17 protein-coding genes are annotated in these 18,329 nt (G+C 62.0%); 10 read left to right on the plus strand and 7 right to left on the minus strand.

Annotated elements, in window-relative coordinates; genetic code table 11:
* Positions 1-122: 122 nt before the first annotated feature.
* The gene (locus ACFZPT_RS18570; RefSeq protein ID WP_034115298.1) at positions 123-569 is read left to right on the plus strand and encodes a response regulator; all 447 of its coding nucleotides are present in this window, start codon (positions 123-125) and stop codon (positions 567-569) included.
* 111 nt (positions 570-680) lie between these two features.
* Here ACFZPT_RS18570 and ACFZPT_RS18575 read toward each other — a convergent pair whose 3' ends face one another.
* Positions 681-2,858 carry a malate synthase G gene (locus ACFZPT_RS18575; protein ID WP_034115297.1) on the minus strand — a complete coding sequence of 726 codons (2,178 nt, stop codon included), beginning with the start codon at positions 2,856-2,858 and terminating at the stop codon, positions 681-683.
* A 267-nt stretch (positions 2,859-3,125) separates the two neighbouring features.
* On the opposite strand from ACFZPT_RS18575, the gene ACFZPT_RS18580 reads away from it, so the two are divergent.
* Positions 3,126-3,638, plus strand: a complete 513-nt coding sequence (locus ACFZPT_RS18580) for a glycine cleavage system protein R (protein ID WP_034101118.1) — start codon at positions 3,126-3,128, stop codon at positions 3,636-3,638.
* 221 nt (positions 3,639-3,859) lie between these two features.
* Here ACFZPT_RS18580 and rarD read toward each other — a convergent pair whose 3' ends face one another.
* The 5 genes from rarD to ACFZPT_RS18605 all read right to left on the minus strand — a co-directional run bounded on the left by rarD (position 3,860) and on the right by ACFZPT_RS18605 (position 9,554).
* Positions 3,860-4,744, minus strand: coding sequence for an EamA family transporter RarD (gene rarD / locus ACFZPT_RS18585; RefSeq protein WP_034101117.1), 885 nt, complete (start codon positions 4,742-4,744; stop codon positions 3,860-3,862).
* Positions 4,745-4,871: 127 nt separating this feature from the next.
* Positions 4,872-5,846 (minus strand): serine/threonine protein kinase, encoded by a 975-nt coding sequence (locus ACFZPT_RS18590; protein WP_034101116.1) that lies wholly within the window; start codon positions 5,844-5,846, stop codon positions 4,872-4,874.
* Positions 5,847-6,013: 167 nt separating this feature from the next.
* Positions 6,014-7,912 (minus strand): PhoX family phosphatase, encoded by a 1,899-nt coding sequence (locus tag ACFZPT_RS18595; RefSeq protein WP_034101115.1) that lies wholly within the window; start codon positions 7,910-7,912, stop codon positions 6,014-6,016.
* 81 nt (positions 7,913-7,993) lie between these two features.
* Entirely contained in the window at positions 7,994-8,758 is a 765-nt protein-coding gene (locus ACFZPT_RS18600) for a TOBE domain-containing protein (RefSeq protein WP_034101114.1), read from the minus strand.
* Between the two features lie 58 nt (positions 8,759-8,816).
* Complete coding sequence (locus tag ACFZPT_RS18605) at positions 8,817-9,554, minus strand: ComF family protein (protein ID WP_034115296.1); 738 nt, start codon at positions 9,552-9,554, stop codon at positions 8,817-8,819.
* A 91-nt stretch (positions 9,555-9,645) separates the two neighbouring features.
* Between ACFZPT_RS18605 and bioB the strand changes: the two genes are divergently transcribed.
* The 6 genes from bioB (at position 9,646) to ACFZPT_RS18635 (ending at position 14,605) form a co-directional block, all read left to right on the plus strand.
* Positions 9,646-10,701: a biotin synthase BioB gene (gene bioB / locus ACFZPT_RS18610; RefSeq protein WP_034101112.1), complete on the plus strand. Its 1,056-nt coding sequence runs from the start codon at positions 9,646-9,648 to the stop codon at positions 10,699-10,701.
* A 143-nt stretch (positions 10,702-10,844) separates the two neighbouring features.
* Positions 10,845-12,011 (plus strand): 8-amino-7-oxononanoate synthase, encoded by a 1,167-nt coding sequence (gene bioF, locus ACFZPT_RS18615; RefSeq protein WP_034101111.1) that lies wholly within the window; start codon positions 10,845-10,847, stop codon positions 12,009-12,011.
* A complete protein-coding gene (locus ACFZPT_RS18620; RefSeq protein WP_034101110.1) occupies positions 12,004-12,735 on the plus strand; it encodes an alpha/beta fold hydrolase in 732 nt (243 codons plus the stop codon). The genes bioF and ACFZPT_RS18620 overlap by 8 nt, the downstream gene beginning before the upstream one ends.
* Positions 12,728-13,540, plus strand: a complete 813-nt coding sequence (bioC, locus tag ACFZPT_RS18625) for a malonyl-ACP O-methyltransferase BioC (protein ID WP_034115295.1) — start codon at positions 12,728-12,730, stop codon at positions 13,538-13,540. Before ACFZPT_RS18620 ends, bioC begins: the two co-directional genes overlap by 8 nt.
* Positions 13,537-14,217, plus strand: coding sequence for a dethiobiotin synthase (bioD, locus tag ACFZPT_RS18630; protein ID WP_034101108.1), 681 nt, complete (start codon positions 13,537-13,539; stop codon positions 14,215-14,217). The genes bioC and bioD overlap by 4 nt, the downstream gene beginning before the upstream one ends.
* 106 nt (positions 14,218-14,323) lie before the next feature.
* Complete coding sequence (locus ACFZPT_RS18635; protein WP_034101107.1) at positions 14,324-14,605, plus strand: hypothetical protein; 282 nt, start codon at positions 14,324-14,326, stop codon at positions 14,603-14,605.
* Here the strand turns inward: ACFZPT_RS18635 and ACFZPT_RS18640 are convergent.
* Complete coding sequence (locus tag ACFZPT_RS18640) at positions 14,602-14,892, minus strand: hypothetical protein (protein WP_034115293.1); 291 nt, start codon at positions 14,890-14,892, stop codon at positions 14,602-14,604. The genes ACFZPT_RS18635 and ACFZPT_RS18640 overlap by 4 nt on opposite strands.
* Positions 14,893-14,944: 52 nt before the next feature.
* On the opposite strand from ACFZPT_RS18640, the gene ACFZPT_RS18645 reads away from it, so the two are divergent.
* Both ACFZPT_RS18645 and ACFZPT_RS18650 read left to right on the plus strand, forming a co-directional pair.
* Positions 14,945-16,750, plus strand: coding sequence for a phenylacyl-CoA dehydrogenase (locus ACFZPT_RS18645; RefSeq protein ID WP_034101105.1), 1,806 nt, complete (start codon positions 14,945-14,947; stop codon positions 16,748-16,750).
* A gap of 204 nt (positions 16,751-16,954) precedes the next feature.
* Positions 16,955-18,244, plus strand: a complete 1,290-nt coding sequence (locus tag ACFZPT_RS18650; RefSeq protein ID WP_034115292.1) for a diguanylate cyclase — start codon at positions 16,955-16,957, stop codon at positions 18,242-18,244.
* Positions 18,245-18,329 lie beyond the last annotated feature (85 nt).

An 18,329-nucleotide genomic window follows, 5' to 3' on the forward strand; every position in this document is an offset into this window, starting at 1 on the left:
GTTTATCGTCCGAACCCCGTAGAACGCCCACTAGGCAAACTTTCCGACGAAGTGCACATTGTTCGCCCTTCCGCAGATGTCTGACGAGTGCTGGGAGATTGATTAGAACCGCTGAGAACCGTATGTCCGACCACGATATTTTGAGTGATGCCGAGCGCGAGGCGCTCAGCGCCGTGATGCTGGAGCCCGATCTGCCGCCACAACGCGTGTTGATTGTCGACGACGACAAGGACGCGCGCGAGTTGCTGGCGGAAATCCTGGGCCTGGACGGTATTCGCTGCATGACCGCCGACAGTGGCGAGCGCGCGTGGGACTTGTTGAAATCCAGCAGCTCCATCGGCTTGTTGATTACCGACCTGCGCATGCAACCCAGCAACGGGCTGGAACTGATCAAGCAAGTGCGCGAATCCACACGCGCGGCGCTGCCGATCATCATCATGTCCGGGGACGCCGAAGCGCCGGATGTCATTGATGCGATGCATTTGAGCGTGGTGGATTTTTTGCTCAAGCCGATTGATAGCGTGAAACTGGCGAGGTTGGTGAAGCGGGAGTTGGGGATGGCTTCCTGATTTCACCTTACATCCGACCACGCTGGGAGGGCGCTTGCTCCCGATGGCGCCATTGCGGTCAGCCCAAGCCTCAAACAAAAAGCCCTGATCTCTCGATCAGGGCTTTTCTATTTACAGGCCGTTCTTAGCCTTGAATTCCCGACGCCGGCGATGCAACACCGGCTCGGTATACCCGTTAGGCTGTTTGGTCCCTTCAATCACCAGTTCCACCGCCGCCTGGAAGGCGATGTTGCTGTCGAAGTCCGGTGCCAGCGGGCGATACAACGCATCCCCGGCATTTTGACGGTCCACCACCGGCGCCATGCGCTTGAGGCTTTCCATCACTTGCGCTTGATTGACGATGCCGTGGCGCAGCCAGTTGGCGATGTGCTGGCTGGAGATGCGCAGGGTCGCGCGGTCTTCCATCAGGCCGACGTCGTTGATGTCCGGCACCTTCGAGCAGCCGACGCCCTGGTCGATCCAGCGCACTACATAGCCGAGGATGCCCTGGGCGTTGTTGTCCAGCTCGTTGCGGATTTCCTCTTCGGACCAGTCGGTATTGCTGGCCAGGGGAATGGTCAGGATATCGTCCACCGAGGCGCGTTCGCGCTTGGCCAGTTCGGCCTGACGCGCGAACACGTCGACCTTGTGGTAGTGCAGTGCGTGCAACGCGGCGGCCGTTGGCGAAGGTACCCACGCGGTGTTGGCGCCGGCCAGCGGGTGAGCGATTTTCTGTTCCAACATCGCCGCCATCAGGTCGGGCATCGCCCACATGCCTTTACCGATCTGCGCACGACCTTGCAGGCCGGTGCTCAAGCCGATATCGACGTTCCAGTTTTCATACGCTGCAATCCACTTTTCCGACTTCATCGCCGCCTTGCGCACCATCGCGCCGGCTTCCATGGAGGTGTGGATTTCGTCGCCGGTGCGGTCAAGGAAACCGGTGTTGATAAACACCACGCGCTCACTGGCGGCCTTGATGCAGGCTTTGAGGTTGACCGTGGTGCGGCGCTCCTCGTCCATGATCCCGACTTTGAGGGTATTGCGCGGCAGGTTCAGCACGTCTTCGACGCGGCCGAACAGCTCGTTGGTGAATGCCGCTTCTTCCGGGCCGTGCATTTTCGGTTTAACGATGTACACCGAACCGGTGCGGCTGTTCTTGCGGCTGGTATTGCCGTTGAGGCTGTGGATCGCCGCCAGGCTGGTGATCAGGCCGTCGAGAATGCCTTCCGGCACTTCGTTGCCGTCTTTATCCAGGATCGCGTCGATGGTCATCAAGTGGCCAACGTTACGCACGAACAGCAGCGAACGACCGTGCAGGGTCACGTCCTGGCCATTCACGCCGGTGTAAACGCGATCGGGGTTCATGGTGCGGGTGAAGGTCTTGCCGCCCTTGGCCACTTCTTCGGCCAGGTCGCCCTTCATCAGGCCGAGCCAGTTGCGGTAGATCACCACTTTGTCGTCGGCATCCACAGCGGCGACGGAGTCTTCGCAGTCCATGATGGTGGTCAGCGCGGCTTCCATCAGCACGTCTTTGACACCGGCGGCATCGGTCTGGCCGACCGGGGTGCTGGCGTCGATTTGGATTTCGAAGTGCAGGCCGTTGTGCTTGAGCAGGATCGCAATCGGTTGGGCGCTGTCGCCCTGGAAGCCGATCAATTGGCTGTCGTCGCGCAGGCCGCTGTTGCTGCCACCTTTAAGGCTGACGATCAGCTTGCCGTCGACAATCTTGTAGCCGGTGGACTCGACATGGCTGCCGGCGCTGAGCGGCGCGGCTTCGTCGAGGAAGGCGCGGGCGAAGGCGATGACCTTGTCGCCGCGCACCTTGTTGTAGCCTTTGCCCTTCTCGGCGCCGTCGGCTTCGCTGATGGCGTCGGTGCCGTACAGCGCGTCGTACAGCGAACCCCAACGGGCGTTGGATGCGTTGAGGGCGAAGCGGGCATTCATTACCGGCACCACCAACTGTGGGCCGGCCATGCGCGCGATTTCGTCATCGACGTTTTGGGTCGAGGCTTGGAAGTCTGCGGCTTCTGGCAGCAGGTATCCGATGTCTTGCAGGAAGGCTTTGTAGGCCACCGGGTCGTGGGCCTGGCCGGCATGGGTCTGGTGCCAGGTATCGATCCGTGCTTGGAAATCATCGCGTTTGGCGAGTAGGGCTTTGTTCTTCGGCGCCAGGTCGTGGATGACCTTATCGGCACCGGCCCAGAACTGATCGGCAGTGATGCCGGTGCCGGGAATGGCTTCGTTGTTCACGAAGTCGAACAGGACTTTGGCGACCTGCAGGCCACCGACTTGAACGTGTTCAGTCATTGCTTGCCTCACTCTGCGGAGCTTATGCGCTGTTTCGGATTTTCATTATGTAGTGCTCGGTTGGGCATACTACATGATGACTTGCGGTTGTGAAAATTAGACTAAATACGTCGTTTAGCGACCCACTTTGGTCGTACGGTCACAGCGGAGAACGGTATGTTCTCAAAAAGTTACAGGATTGTTCCAGATAAATATAAAAATGGTACACGATTTGTTTTCGCGGCACCCTGGGTCCACCTTGTAGGCTGACTTCCAGAGGGCTTCGCCATGGACCATCTTGTACTCACAATTATCGCCGCCGACAAACCCGGCCTGGTTGAACGTATCGCGCAGACCATCGCCGCCCAGGGCGGCAACTGGCTGGACAGCCGCATGGCCCATATGGCCGGGCAGTTCGCCGGGATCCTGCGGGTAAGTGTGCCGGCAGACAATCGTCAGGCGTTGGTGGGGGCGTTGGAGGACTTATCCACACACGGCATCCGCGTGCTGGTGGGCGAGGGCAGCACCGCGCCAGCGCCGGCGTCCAAACCCATCGTGATGACGTTGGTGGGCAATGATCGCGCAGGGATCGTGCGTGAGATCACGGCGTTGTTGAGCCGCCAGGGGGTCAACCTGGAAAGCCTGAGTACCGGCGTAACTCCAGCACCGATGAGCGGAGACCTGTTATTCAACGCCGAAGCGTTGTTGCAGGTGCCTTCGAGCTTGCCCCTTGAGACGTTGCAAGCCTCCCTGGAAACCTTGGCCGACGACCTGATGGTCGAGCTGCATCACGAGGAGTAATCGCCACAGGGTTATCCATGGAAATCTTGCATGGGCCTGTGGATAACCTGTAGAGACCCCTCGCCAGGCCACGCCCGCCGTGGCTCTTGCTCAGCTGAGCAAAAAACGAGCAGTTTCAATGGCTTGTGCACAAATGGCGGGGACCAGGTTGTGGATAACCTTGGGGTGAATGGCTGCAAGCCACACAGGCTGTGGCTTGCAGAGTTTTGTACGTTATTTGATCAGCGTTTGCGCACGCTCAGCCAGGCATCCACGCTGTACACCACCAGGCCGGCCCAGATAAAAGCGAATGCCAGCAGCGTGCTCGGCGCCAAGTGTTCGCCGAACAGCAGCACCGCTTCCAGCAACACTAATGTGGGCGCGACGTACTGCAAAAAGCCCAATGCGGTGTAAGGCAAATGCCGCGCGGCGGCGTTGAAACACACCAGCGGGATCAGCGTCACCGGGCCTGCGGCCACCAGCCACCAGGCTTCGGACGTGCTCCAGAATGCCAGTTGCGCGCTATGTGCGCTGGGGTTGAACAGCAGCCACGCCACTGCAATCGGTACCAGCATCCAGGTTTCCACCACCAGCCCCGGCAATGCTTTGACCGGCGCCTGTTTGCGGATCAGCCCGTAGAAACCGAAGGTCAACGCCAGCGCCAACGACACCCACGGCAAGCTGCCCACCTGCCACACCTGTTGCGCCACGCCCACGGCGGCCAATATCACGGCGACCCACTGTAAGCGGCGCAGACGTTCGCCCAGCAACAGCATACCCAGCAGCACGTTCACCAGCGGGTTGATGTAGTAACCCAAGCTCGCTTCGAGCATGCGCCCGCTGTTGACCGACCACACATAGGTCAGCCAATTGGCCGCAATCAGCGAACCGCTCAGTGCCAGAATCGCCAGGCGCTTGGGGTTGTCGCGCAGCTCGCGGAACCAGCCAGGGTGCTTCCATACCATCAGCAGCAAGCCCCCGAACAGCGCCGACCACAGCACCCGGTGCACGATGATCTCGGCGGCGGGCACGCTGGCGATGGCTTTGAAGTAGAGCGGGAACAGGCCCCAGATGACATAGGCGCTCAGGCCCAGAATGTACCCTTTGCGGGGGTTGGCGGCGTGCATGCGAAATCCTTGCTTAGGCAGCTAACAAAGCGCGATTGTAAGGATATTTGTCAACCAATGGGACTGGCTTGGTCATGAGGTTTGCTTTGTGTGGGAGGGGGCAGGCCCTCTCCCACATTAAAAGCACTCAGAAGAGTTTCAGCGGCTCTTCGTTGAGGGCCGAGAGTTGCTCACGCAGGGCCAGGACCTGATCGCCCCAATACCGCTCGGTGCCGAACCACGGGAAACTGTGGGGGAACGCCGGGTCGTCCCAGCGCCGTGCCAGCCAGGCGCTGTAGTGCATCAGGCGCAAGGCGCGCAGGGGTTCGATCAGAGCCAGTTCGCGCGGGTCGAAGTCGTGGAATTCCTGATAGCCGTCCATCAATTCCGACAGTTGCCCCAGGCATTCCTGACGATCGCCAGCGAGCATCATCCATAGGTCCTGCACCGCTGGGCCCATGCGGCAATCGTCCAGGTCGACGATGTGGAACATCTCGTCGCGGCACATCATGTTGCCGGGGTGGCAATCGCCGTGCATGCGGATGTTCTTGTGCGGGGTGGCCTTGTATACCTCCTCCACCCGTTTGAGCAGGTCGCGCGCTACTGACTCGTAGGCCGGCAACAGGCTCTTGGGAATGAAGTTGCCCTCAAGCAGTGTGGTCAGCGAATCGTGCCCGAAGTTCTTCACTCCCAGCGCTTCGCGGTGTTCGAACGGTCGCGTGGAGCCCACGGCATGCAAACGCCCCAGCAACTGCCCCAGCCGATAGAGTTGATCCAGATTGCCCGGCTCCGGCGCACGGCCGCCACGACGGGGGAACAAGGTAAAGCGGAACCCCGCGTGTTCGAACAGGCTCTCGCCGTTATGGATCAGCGGCGCCACCACCGGCACGTCGCACTCGGCCAATTCAAAGGTGAAACGGTGTTCTTCAAGAATCGCTTCGTTGGTCCAGCGCTGGGGCCGGTAGAACTTGGCGATCAGTGGCTCGGAGTCTTCGATGCCCACTTGATAGACGCGGTTTTCGTAGCTGTTGAGTGCCAGCACGCGGGCGTCGCTGAGGAAACCGATGCTTTCGACGGCGTCGAGCACCAGATCGGGGGTGAGTGTTTCAAACGGGTGGGCCATGCGAACTCCTGCGCGCAGCAGGGCGCCGCGTCCGGCCGGGTATGGTAACGCACGCGGCTGGAGATAGGGGGCGACTGTGCCATTGTCATCGGGCGCACGCCCCTCCCATCTTTGAAGGCAGTCACCTGTCAAAATGTGGGAGGGGGCTTGCCCCCGATAAGGCCGTGTCAGGCGCCGACGATCCCGCCGTCATCGCGCCGAATGGCCAGCACCGACGAACGCGGCTTACCGTTGGGCAAGTGCTCCGGCCAGGTCGAGCCACCGGTTTCGCCCGGATGCTGAATGCCCACGAACAGGGTTTTCTGGTCCGGCGCGAAGCTGATGCCGGTCACTTCACACGCCACCGGCCCCACCATGAAACGACGAATTTCCCCAGTGTTTGGATCGGCACAGAGCATCTGGTTGTTGCCCATGCCGGCGAAGTCGCCGCTGTTGCTGTAGTCGCCGTCGGTGAGAATCCACAGACGTCCAGCTTTATCGAAGCCCAGGCCGTCGGGGCTGTTGAACATGTTCTGCGGGTTGATATTCGACGAGCCGCCCTTGGGTGCGCCGGCGTGTACCGCTGGGTTACCGGCCACCACGAACAGGTCCCAACTGAAGTCGTCGGCGCCGTGGTCGTCGGCATTGGCCTTCCAGCGCAGGATCTGGCCGTAGACGTTTTTCTCGCGCGGGTTAGGCCCGCCCACCGGCTGGCCGTCCTCACCGCGTTTGGCGTTGTTGGTCAGGGTGCAATAGACCTGGCCGTCGGTGGGGCTGACCACGATCCATTCCGGACGGTCCATACGCGTAGCTTTGACCACGCTGGCGGCCAGGCGCGCGTGGATCAGCACTTCGGCCTGGCTGGCAAAACCGCTGCTGGCGTCGATGCCGTTTTTGCCGTGGGTCAACTCGACCCACTGGCCCTTGCCGCGAGGATGATCGGCGTTGCCGTCGCCCGCGTCGAAGATCGCCACGTACAGCGTGCCGTGGTCGAGCAAGTCCTTGTTGGCCTTGGGGTTCTTGTGATTGATCTTGTCGCGGCTGATGAACTTGTAGATGAATTCACCGCGCTCGTCGTCGCCCATGTACACCACAGCACGACCGTCGCGGGTCTGCGCCAGCGCCGCGTTCTCGTGCTTGAAGCGGCCGAGGGCGGTGCGTTTGGCCGGGGTGGATTGCGGGTCGAAGGGGTCGATTTCCACCACCCACCCATGGCGATTGAGTTCGTTGGGGTTCTTGGCCATGTCGAAGCGCGGGTCGTGCAGGTGCCAGTTGATGTCCTTGCTGGCCGCCACCACGCCGTAGCGCTTCTGCCCGGCGTCGAAGGCTTGCTGCGGGTTGCTGCTACCGAAGCAATCGGTGAAGTTTTCTTCACAGGTCAGGTAGGTACCCCAGGGGGTCATGCCGTTGGCGCAGTTTTGGAAGGTGCCGAGGGCTTTCTTGCCGGACTTGTCGGCGCTGGTCTTCAACCACTCATGGCCGGCGGCGGGGCCGCTCAGGCGGATCGGCGTGTTGCCGTGGATGCGGCGGTTGTAGCGTGAGTCCTGAACGAACTGCCAGGTGTCGCCCTTGCGCCGAATTTCGATCACCGACACGCCTTCGCTGGCCTGGGCCTTGCGCACCTCTTCGGCCGATTGCGGCGCGCCGCCGTGGGCGTAGAGGTAGCGATAGTTGGTGTATTCGTTATTGATCGCCATCAGCGCGCGGTTGTTGTCGCCGGGGAACGGGAACAGGCTCATGCCGTCGTTGTGGTCGCCGAACTGCTGCTCCTGCGCCACCGCTGTGCCGTTGCCGGACGGGTCGAAGGCCGGCGCATTCTTGTGCAGCGGCTGGCCCCAACTGATCAGCACCGAGGCGCTGTAGCCTGGCGGCAGGCTGATGGTGTCGCTGGTGGCGGCGGCGATGCTGTCGAACCCCAGCAGTGGGCTGGCGTTGGCGGCATTGACCGCCAGGGCGCTACGGCTGAGCAGGTTGCCGCCCAGGAACATCGCGGCGCCGCACAGGGCGCCGGCCCCGATAAAGCGGCGGCGGGTCAGGCCGACCATCTGTTCGAGGTCGGTGGCTTGGTTCTCTTCTAACAGGCTCATCTCGGGCTCCTTGAGTGCTTTTTGCCAACACCTTAAGCAGCCGCCGTGACGAAATTGTTGCAGTTTGAAGAAAGCTGCCGCTTACACCGGCGTCCCCAGCAACACCTGGCTCGGCGCGAATTGCACCTGGATCGGTTGGCCGACCGTCGCGCCCAATGCGGCAAGTGCGTTGGTCTGCGCTAAAGCGCAGAGCACCAGGCCATTGGGCAGGCTGATGCGCACTTCGCTGGGGCCGTCGTCGGCGTCGAGAACGGTGTCGATCAAGCCACTCAGGCAATTGTTTCCAGGTGTTGCGGGTTGATCGACCGCAAGCAGTTCCAGCCAGCCGGCCTTGATCAAGGCGACGGTTTCCACGCCCGGTTCCAGTTCCAGCCGTTGCGTGCTGTCGTGGGTGATTTGCGCTTTCACTGTCACACCGCCGGCCAGACGCAGGTGGATCAGGTCATTGCGCCCCTGGGCCTCAATGGCGTCCACGCGGCCATGCAACTGGTTGCGCGCGCTGGTGCGCAGCATCAGGCGGCCGAGCAGGTTGAAGTCACTGGCGGCTTCGTCCGAGGCCAGCACTTGGGCCTGTAGCGCTTGCAGGCGCTGATATAGGCGCAACACCCGCTCGCCCTCCATGGTCAGCTTGGCGCCGCCACCGCCTTTGCCGCCGACATTGCGTTCAACCAAGGGCTTTTGCGCGAGGTTGTTCAGTTCATCGATGGCGTCCCACGCGGCCTTGTAGCTCAGGCCGGCGCTTTTGGCGGCGCGGGTGATCGAGCCTTGTTCGGCAATATGGGCCAGCAACGCGATGCGTTGGGGGCGGCGGATGATGTGCTGGCTGAGGGGCGTCGGCAAAGGCATGGCAATACGCTTGAGTGGGATCGACCGAACGTTGCGGGCAAGACCGAGCGCCGTCAAGTCAGCCGCCGGGCTTGGGCGTGCGGGCCAGGCAATACACATCGACCTGGCGGGCGCCGGCACTGATCAATAGGCGGCTCAGGCTATGGGCCGTCGCGCCGGTGGTGAGCACGTCGTCCACCAGGGCAAAATGGCGGCCCTGCACCTGGGCATTGGCGCAAAGGGCGAAGGCGCCGCGCAGATTGCGCTGGCGGGTTTTGGCGTCGAGGGCCTGTTGCGCAAGGGTTTCATAGGGGCGTAGCAACAGCTGTTCATCGTGGGCGATGCCCAGGTCTTGGCTGAGCCAGCGCGCAAGCATCAATGCCTGGTTGTAGCCCCGTTCGCGCAGGCGCTTGCGGGCCAGGGGCACCGGCAGCAGGCAGTCGGGGCGCGCCAGGTCAGTGTTGTCGAAGCGGTGCTGCACATGCTGCGCGAGCAGTCGTGCGAGCATGTGCCCCAACGGCCAGCGTGCCTGGTGCTTGAAGCGGCTGATCAGGCTGTCGACCGGAAAGCTGTAGGACCAGGGCGCGATCACCTGTTTAAACGCAGGCGGCTTTTTCTGGCATTGACCGCAGGTCAGCCCTTCCATCGGCAAGGGCAGGGCGCAGACATCGCACTGGTCCAGCAGCCACGGCAATTCGGTTTCGCAGACGTTGCACACACAAAGCGCTGATTCGGTGGTTTCATCGCAGATTAAACAGCTGTGTTCGTTTTTTAACCAGTTGTAAACCTGGTGTTTGTATCCAAGTTGACAGTGCATGAATCTTCCTTAAATATGCCGAGCATCCGTGTCGTGCCTGTGGGTATTGCCTGCCCACAGCGTTTGCCAAAGCATAATCAAGGAACCGCCCATGAGCGCCAGCACCACTGCCCACTTGCGTCACGACTGGTCGTTAGCCGAAGTCAAAGCGCTATTCGTGCAGCCCTTCAATGACCTGTTGTTCCAGGCGCAGACCGTGCACCGCGCGCATTTCGACGCCAACCGCGTGCAAGTGTCGACCCTGCTGTCGATCAAAACCGGCGCCTGCCCGGAAGATTGCAAATATTGTCCGCAGTCGGGCCACTACAACACCGGCCTGGAAAAAGAAAAGCTGATGGAAGTGCAGAAGGTCCTCGAAGAGGCCGCGCGCGCCAAGGCCATCGGCTCGACCCGGTTCTGCATGGGCGCCGCGTGGAAGCACCCGTCGGCCAAAGACATGCCCTACGTGCTGCAGATGGTCAAAGGCGTCAAGGCCATGGGCCTGGAGACCTGCATGACCCTCGGTCGTCTCGATCAGGACCAGACCGCCGCGTTGGCCGAGGCGGGCCTCGACTATTACAACCACAACCTCGACACCTCGCCAGAGTTCTACGGCTCGATCATCACCACCCGCACCTACAGCGAGCGTCTGCAGACCCTGGCCTACGTGCGCGAGTCGGGGATGAAGATCTGTTCCGGCGGCATCCTCGGCATGGGCGAGTCCCTCGACGACCGCGCCAACCTGCTGATCCAACTGGCCAACCTGCCGGAGCATCCCGAGTCGGTGCCGATCAACATGCTGGTGAAGGTGGCCGGTACGCCGCTGGAAAACGCCGATGACATCGACCCGTTCGACTTTATTCGCATGCTGGCAGTGGCGCGCATCCTGATGCCTACATCCCATGTGCGCTTGTCGGCCGGCCGCGAAGCCATGAACGAGCAGATGCAGGCCCTGGCGTTTTTCGCCGGCGCCAACTCGATCTTCTACGGCGACAAACTGCTGACCACCGCCAACCCGCAGGCCGACAAGGACATGCAACTGTTCGCGCGCCTGGGCATCCAGCCGGAAGCCCGCGAAGAGCATGCCGATGAGGTGCATCAGGCGGCGATCGAACAGGCATTGGTGGAGCAGAAAAGCAGCGAGCAGTTCTACAACGCCGTTGTTTAATTGAAGTGCGATCCAAATGTGGAAGGGGGCTTGCCCCCGATAGCGGTGGATCAGTCATTACATGCACTGGCTGACACACCCTCATCGGGAGCAAGCGCCCTCCCACATTTTGACCGAGTTAAACCTGCCAAACCGAGGCCAGCATGTCTTTCGATCTCGCCGCGCGCCTCGCTGCCCGCCGTGCCCAACACCTTTATCGCCACCGGCCTCTGCTCGACAGCCCTCAGGGCCCGCAGGTGGTGGTCGACGGCCAACCCTTGCTTGCGTTCTGTAACAACGATTACCTGGGCCTGGCCAATCACCCGCAGGTGATCGAAGCCTGGCGCGCTGGTGCAGCACGCTGGGGCGTAGGCGGTGGCGCTTCGCACTTGGTGGTCGGCCATGCCACGCCGCACCATGAACTGGAAGAGGCCCTGGCCGACCTGACCGGTCGCCCACGGGCGCTGCTGTTTACCACCGGCTACATGGCCAACCTCGGCGCGGTTACGGCGCTGGTGGGGCAGGGCGATACCGTGCTTGAAGACCGCCTCAACCATGCGTCGTTGCTGGATGCGGGGCTGTTGTCCGGGGCGCGGTTCAATCGTTACCTGCATAACGACGCCTCCAGCCTGGCCACGCGCCTGGAAAAAGCCACCGGCAACACCCTGGTGGTGACCGACGGCGTGTTCAGCATGGACGGCGATCTCGCGGACCTGCCCGCACTGGCCCGCGCCGCCAAAGCCAAAGGCGCCTGGCTGATGGTGGATGACGCCCACGGCTTCGGCCCACTGGGCGCCAACGGCGGCGGGATTGTCGAGCATTTCGGCCTGAGCCAGGACGATGTGCCGGTACTGGTCGGCACCCTGGGCAAAGCGTTCGGCACCGCCGGTGCGTTTGTGGCGGGCAGTGATGACCTGATCGAGAGCCTGATCCAGTTCGCCCGGCCGTACATCTACACCACCAGCCAACCGCCCGCGCTGGCCTGCGCCACGTTGAAAAGCCTGGAGCTGCTGCGCACCGAACACTGGCGCCGCGAGTACCTTGACGCGCTGATCCGTCAATTCCGTGCGGGGGCCGAGCAGCTAGGTTTGGACTTGATGCCCAGCTTTACGCCGATCCAGCCGATCCTGATCGGCGACAGCGCCAAGGCGATGCGCTTGTCCCGGATGCTGCGCGAGCGCGGCCTGATGGTCACCGCGATCCGCCCGCCCACCGTGCCCGCCGGCAGCGCGCGTTTGCGTGTGACGCTAACCGCCGCCCACACTGCGGCGCAGGTGCAGCAATTGCTAGAGGCGTTGGAAGCGTGTTTGCGGGAGCCCGAGCATGCGTGATCGATTGATCTTGCTGCCGGGCTGGGGCCTAGGCGTTTCACCGCTGGAGCCGTTGGCCGCTGCCTTGCGTGGCTTGGATGAGCACTTGCAGGTGCATATCGAACCGCTGCCTGCGCTGGACTCCAGCGACCTGAATGAGTGGCTCGACGAACTCGACGCCACGCTGCCGGACAACGCCTGGCTGGGCGGTTGGTCCCTCGGTGGAATGCTCGCCGCTGAGCTGGCCGCCCGGCGCGGCACGCGTTGCTGCGGGCTCCTGACGCTGGCGAGCAACCCTTGTTTTGTCGCCCATGACCACTGGCCCAGCGCGATGCCCGCCGAAACGTTCGATGCCTTCCTCGCCGGTTGCCACGCCGACTCCCAGGTCACCCTCAAACGCTTCGGCCTGTTGTGTGCCAAGGGCGCCGACGACCCGCGCGGTCTGGCGCGCTTGTTGGTCAGTGGTGCGCCGATTACGCCTTCCACCGTATTGATGACCGGCCTTGAAGTGCTCGCGCAATTGGACACCCGCGATGCGTTGCTGGCCTATCGCGGGCCGCAATTGCACCTGTTTGGCGGCCTGGACGAGTTGGTGCCCGCCGAAGCCGCCAGCGAACTGCTGGCCCTGCTGCCCGATGTTGAAATCGGCCTGATTGAACAGGCCGGCCACGCTTTTCTTCTGGAAGACCCCCACGGTGTTGCGGCGGCCATCCAGGCTTTTTTGCATGAGTGCGTAGATGACTGATTTATCCCTTCCCCCGCTGCCCGGCGCTTTGCCGGACAAACGCCAGGTAGCGGCGTCTTTCTCTCGCGCGGCGGCCAGCTACGACAGCGTTGCCGAGTTGCAACGGGCGGTGGGCGGCGAATTACTGGCGCGTTTGCCGGCCGGTATCGCACCAGCGCGCTGGCTGGATATGGGCTGCGGCACCGGTTATTTCAGTCGAGCGTTGGGTGAGCGGTTGCCCGACAGCCACGGCGTGGCGTTGGATATCGCCGAAGGTATGCTCAATCACGCGCGGCCATTGGGCGGCGCGGCGCATTTCATCGCCGGAGATGCTGAACGGCTGCCGCTGAAGAATGAAAGCTGCGGGCTGATTTTTTCCAGCCTGGCGGTGCAATGGTGTGCTCATTTCGATGCGGTGCTCAGCGAGGCCCACCGCGTGTTGCAGCCGGGCGGGGTGCTGGCGTTCGCCAGTCTGTGCGTGGGGACCTTGGAGGAACTGCGCGAAAGCTGGCGCGCCGCCGATGGTCTGGTGCACGTCAATCGATTCCGCACCTTCGACGCGTATCGGCAACTGTGCGACGCCAGCGGTTTGCGTGTGCGGTGCCTGGAACGCCAGCCTCACGTGCTGCACTACCCGGACGTGCGCAGCCTGACCCATGAACTCAAGGCGCTCGGTGCGCACAATCTGAACCCCGGTCGGCCTGGCGGCTTGACGGGCCGCGCGCGCGTTGCTGCACTGATCCAGGCGTATGAGCAGTTCCGTCAGGCCCAGGGCCTGCCGGCGACTTACCAAGTGGTGTATGCCGTACTGGAGAAGCCTCTATGAGCGCCGCTTATTTCATTACCGGCACCGATACCGATGTCGGCAAGACCACCGTCGCCGCCGGCCTGCTACACGCGGCCCGGCAGGCCGGCAAGAGCACGGCGGCGGGCAAGCCGGTGGCGTCCGGGTGTAGCGTGACCAGCAAGGGCCTGCGCAATGCCGATGCGTTGGCGCTATTGGCCGAGTGCTCGGTGCCGCTCAATTATGCCGAGGTCAACCCACTGGCGTTCGAACCGGCCATCGCTCCGCACCTGGCCGCGCGGGAGGCGGGCGTTGCGCTGACGGTGCAATCGCTGCTCAAACCCATGCAACAGGTTTTGGCGCGGCAGGCCGATTTCACCTTGATCGAAGGGGCTGGCGGCTGGCGCGTGCCATTGACCGACCAGGCCAACCTTTCTGATCTGGCCATTGCGCTCAAGCTGCCGGTGATCCTGGTGGTCGGCGTGCGCCTGGGCTGTATCAGCCATGCCTTGCTAACCGCCGAAGCCATTGCGCGGGACGGTTTGCCGCTGGCGGGATGGGTGGCCAATATCATCGACCCCAAGACCTCCCGTCTGGAAGAAAACCTTGCCACCCTCGCCGAACGCTTGCCCGCGCCATGCCTGGGGCGCGTGCCCAAGCTCAAGCAGCCCACGGCTGAGGCAGTAGCCGACTACCTGCAATTGGACCTGCTTGACTGATTTTGGCTATCAGCAAGGCATTGTGCCATTAGTGTTATTGACGGGTGTTTTGCCACGATCTCTGGTTCAATCGGGGCTCACGATTCTCTAAAGGCAGGTTAACGCCATGGAAATCTCAGGAAGCAGTGCGTTTTATTCGGGCCTGAGCACCATTCAGACGGGGCAGAACCGCGTCGACCAGGCCGCCGGTAAAATCGCCAGCGCCGCAACGACTCAGCCTTCGGATGCACAGGTTGACCGGCTGCGCGCCAACGACCGGGCCCAGCCGTCCAACTCGGCGAGCAATATGGTCGAAATGGCCGAGGGTAAGTTTCAGGTGGAGCTGGGTGTCAAAGTCGCCAAGGCTTCGGATGAAATGCTCGGTACGTTGATCGACACCTACGCTTAGCCCGCACTTTTTCTGTTGAGCGGGCCTGCGTAGCAGCTCGACATCTGAATACCTAATCCCTCCCGATCTAGTGGGGCGGTCACAATCGTGGCTGCCCTCAGTTCGACGCGCACCAGTTCGCTCACCGCGCGTCTTGCGTAATGATTTCCTACACTCACTCCCTGTGGCGTCGCGCCGCAGGCATTGGCGTGCGTGGCATTGATGCCCGTCATGACAAACGGCATCCGAGCGGTGCTTGACATCCCCAGGTCGTAAACGTATGTTTCAAACACCTGTTTGACCGCCACAGTTCATCCACGCGGTTGTTCATTCCAGATACATCAGCAGAGGTTTATCGCTATGCCTGACTACAAGGCCCCCTTGCGTGATATTCGCTTCGTTCGTGACGAACTGCTTGGCTATGAAGCGCACTATCAGAGCCTGCCGGCTTGCCAGGACGCTACCCCGGACATGGTCGACGCCATCCTTGAAGAAGGCGCCAAGTTTTGTGAGCAAGTACTGGCACCGCTGAACCGCGTGGGCGACCTTGAAGGGTGCACCTGGAGTGAGTCGGGCGTTAAAACCCCAACCGGTTTCAAAGAAGCCTACAAACAGTTCGTCGAAGGCGGCTGGCCAAGCCTGGCCCACGACGTGGAGCACGGCGGCCAAGGCCTGCCGGAATCCCTGGGCCTGGCAGTCAGCGAGATGGTCGGCGAAGCCAACTGGTCGTGGGGCATGTACCCAGGCCTGTCGCATGGCGCCATGAACACCATTTCCGAGCACGGCACGCCCGAGCAACAAGAGGCGTACCTGACCAAGCTGGTGTCGGGCGAATGGACCGGCACCATGTGCCTGACCGAGCCGCACTGCGGCACCGACCTGGGCATGCTGCGCACCAAGGCCGAGCCACAGGCCGACGGCTCCTACAAAGTCTCCGGCACCAAGATCTTCATCTCGGCCGGTGAACACGACATGGCCGATAACATCGTGCACATCGTGCTGGCCCGCCTGCCGGACGCGCCGGCCGGCACCAAAGGCATCTCGCTGTTTATCGTGCCCAAGTTCCTGCCGAATGCCGATGGCACCATCGGCCAGCGCAACGCGGTGAGCTGTGGTTCCCTGGAACACAAGATGGGCATCCACGGTAACGCCACTTGCGTGATGAACTTCGACGCGGCCACCGGTTTCCTGATCGGCCCGGCGAACAAAGGTCTGAACTGCATGTTCACCTTTATGAACACCGCTCGCCTGGGCACCGCGCTGCAAGGCCTGGCCCACGCCGAGATCGGCTTCCAGGGCGGCCTGAAATACGCTCGCGATCGCCTGCAAATGCGTTCCCTGACTGGCCCGAAAGCGCCGGACAAGGCCGCCGACCCGATCATCGTGCACCCTGACGTGCGTCGCATGCTGCTGACCATGAAAGCCTTCGCTGAAGGCAACCGTGCGATGGTGTACTTCACCGCCAAGCAAGTGGACATCGTCAAGTACGGTACCGACGACGAAGCCAAGAAACAGGCCGATGGCCTGCTGGCATTTATGACCCCGATCGCCAAGGCGTTCATGACCGAAGTCGGTTTTGAATCCGCCAACCACGGTGTGCAGATCTACGGCGGCCACGGCTTCATCGCCGAGTGGGGCATGGAGCAGAACGTTCGCGACAGCCGCATTTCGATGCTGTACGAGGGCACCACCGGCATCCAGGCCCTGGACCTGCTGGGCCGTAAAGTGCTGATGACTCAAGGCGAAGCGCTCAAGGGCTTTACCAAGATCGTGCACAAGTTCTGCCAGGCCAACGAAGGCAACGAAGCGGTCAGCGAGTTTGTCGCACCGCTGGCGGCATTGAACAAAGAGTGGGGCGAACTGACCATGAAGGTCGGCATGGCGGCGATGAAAGACCGTGAAGAAGTCGGGGCCGCGTCGGTGGACTACCTGATGTACTCCGGCTACGCCTGCCTGGCTTACTTCTGGGCCGATATGGCACGGGTTGCCGCTGAAAAGCTGGCCGCCGGGACTACCGACGAGGCGTTCTACACCGCCAAGTTGCAGACCGCGCGCTTCTACTTCCAGCGCATCCTGCCGCGTACTCGTACCCACGTGGCGACCATGCTGTCGGGCGCCAGCAACCTGATGGACATGAAAGAAGAAAACTTCGGCCTGGCTTACTAAGCCTTACCGGGTTTCTTGGAAACCGCCGCAGCCCAAAGGCTGCGGCGGTTTTTTTTCGACGGTTAAAAAACGCAGCTCAGCGCTCAGGGATTGAGCCTGGCTGCCGTTACAGTGATGGCAATGTGACGCATCCCGCGCAAGGTGTGCTTAACTGTTTGCGCTAAGGCAAAGTGCCATTACTTTTTGCGGGTCGGAGCTTTACCCTTGTCACGCGTGTCCGCTGTACGTTTTAGCCATTTCCTTCCTTCGTTGCTGCTTTTACTGGCCGGGCTCTCGGCTGCGTACGTCAAGGACCTCAACGTCTTCTTCACGTCGCTGTTCAACGTGTTGCCGACCCTGGTGCTGTTGCTCGGCGGCTCGTATTGCGCGGTGTACCGCCGTCAGCGCGAACTGTTTCTGATGATCACGGTGTACGTCGCTTACTTCCTGCTCGATACCCAGACCGATTACTACCGCGATAACGGCCGCGTGCGTGAAGACGCAGCGGTGGTGTTTCATCTGTGCTGCCTGTTGTTGCCGTTGCTGTTCAGCATTTATGCGCTGTGGCAGGAAAAAACCCATCTGTTCCGCGACTTTGTCGCACGCTGCGCCGTGCTGCTGGCCGTCGGCAGTGTCGCGCTGGCCTTGGAGCAAAGTTATCCCCAGGCGCTGCTGAACTGGCTGGCGGAAATTCGCTGGCCGGCGCTGCATGGCAGCTGGATGAGCCTGATTCAACTGTCATACCCGATGTTTCTGATTGGTTTCGTCACCCTTGCCGCGCAGTACTGGTACCAGCCGCGTCCGCTGCATGCGGCGCAATTGGTGGGCGTGATGGGGTTGTTCTGGATGCTGCCGCAAACGTTCATCCTGCCGTTCACCCTGAACATCATGTGCAGCCAGGTCATGTTGATGATCGCCGCCGGCGTAGCCCATGAGGCATATCAAATGGCATTCCGTGACGAGTTGACCGGCCTGCCCGGGCGGCGGGCCCTCAACGAGCGCATGCAGCGCCTGGGGCGCAACTATGTGCTGGCGATGACCGACGTCGATCACTTCAAGCGCTTCAACGACACCCACGGCCATGATGTGGGCGATCAGGTGTTGCGCCTGGTGGCGAGCAAGCTGTCCAAGGTCAACGGCGGCGGGCGCGCCTACCGTTACGGCGGGGAAGAGTTTGCCGTGGTATTCGCCGGCAAGACCCTGGATGAGTGCCTGCCGCACTTGGAGGAGATCCGCGAGATCGTCGCCAACTACGATATCAAGCTGCGCAACGCGGACCGTCCGCAGGATGACCAACAGGGCCGTCAACGTCGGGCGGGTAGCGGGGCGTCGAGTGTCTCGGTGACGGTCAGCATCGGTGTGGCCGAGCGCCAGGTGGAGCAACGCACGCCGGAAGAAGTACTCAAATCCGCCGACCAGGCGCTGTACGCGGCCAAGGGCGCGGGACGTAACTGCGTAATCGCGGCCGGCCAGAACCGCCGTGGCGCGGTACGCATGCAGAGCGCTGCCGGTTGAGTAATGGCGGTGTATTCAGCGGCCCTACAGTGATTGAACGGCGTGCCGGCCGGCGGTAGGTTGGAGCGATCTGCCGCTGGAGACA

It is taken from the genome of Pseudomonas sp. MD330_10 (assembly GCF_042610415.1).
Lineage (GTDB): Bacteria > Pseudomonadota > Gammaproteobacteria > Pseudomonadales > Pseudomonadaceae > Aquipseudomonas > Aquipseudomonas rhodesiae.

Bases quoted from the DNA above. Each gene is read 5' to 3' on its own strand.
- ACFZPT_RS18580 (WP_034101118.1), top strand. From the start codon at position 3,126: ATGGACCATCTTGTACTCACAATTATCGCCGCCGACAAACCCGGCCTG.
- ACFZPT_RS18605 (WP_034115296.1), bottom strand. From the start codon at position 9,554: ATGCACTGTCAACTTGGATACAAACACCAGGTTTACAACTGGTTAAAA.
- ACFZPT_RS18600 (WP_034101114.1), bottom strand. From the start codon at position 8,758: ATGCCTTTGCCGACGCCCCTCAGCCAGCACATCATCCGCCGCCCCCAA.
- ACFZPT_RS18570 (WP_034115298.1), top strand. From the start codon at position 123: ATGTCCGACCACGATATTTTGAGTGATGCCGAGCGCGAGGCGCTCAGC.
- ACFZPT_RS18635 (WP_034101107.1), top strand. From the start codon at position 14,324: ATGGAAATCTCAGGAAGCAGTGCGTTTTATTCGGGCCTGAGCACCATT.
- ACFZPT_RS18575 (WP_034115297.1), bottom strand. From the start codon at position 2,858: ATGACTGAACACGTTCAAGTCGGTGGCCTGCAGGTCGCCAAAGTCCTG.
- bioB (WP_034101112.1), top strand. From the start codon at position 9,646: ATGAGCGCCAGCACCACTGCCCACTTGCGTCACGACTGGTCGTTAGCC.
- bioF (WP_034101111.1), top strand. From the start codon at position 10,845: ATGTCTTTCGATCTCGCCGCGCGCCTCGCTGCCCGCCGTGCCCAACAC.
- rarD (WP_034101117.1), bottom strand. From the start codon at position 4,744: ATGCACGCCGCCAACCCCCGCAAAGGGTACATTCTGGGCCTGAGCGCC.
- ACFZPT_RS18595 (WP_034101115.1), bottom strand. From the start codon at position 7,912: ATGAGCCTGTTAGAAGAGAACCAAGCCACCGACCTCGAACAGATGGTC.
- ACFZPT_RS18620 (WP_034101110.1), top strand. From the start codon at position 12,004: ATGCGTGATCGATTGATCTTGCTGCCGGGCTGGGGCCTAGGCGTTTCA.
- ACFZPT_RS18645 (WP_034101105.1), top strand. From the start codon at position 14,945: ATGCCTGACTACAAGGCCCCCTTGCGTGATATTCGCTTCGTTCGTGAC.
- ACFZPT_RS18590 (WP_034101116.1), bottom strand. From the start codon at position 5,846: ATGGCCCACCCGTTTGAAACACTCACCCCCGATCTGGTGCTCGACGCC.
- bioC (WP_034115295.1), top strand. From the start codon at position 12,728: ATGACTGATTTATCCCTTCCCCCGCTGCCCGGCGCTTTGCCGGACAAA.
- bioD (WP_034101108.1), top strand. From the start codon at position 13,537: ATGAGCGCCGCTTATTTCATTACCGGCACCGATACCGATGTCGGCAAG.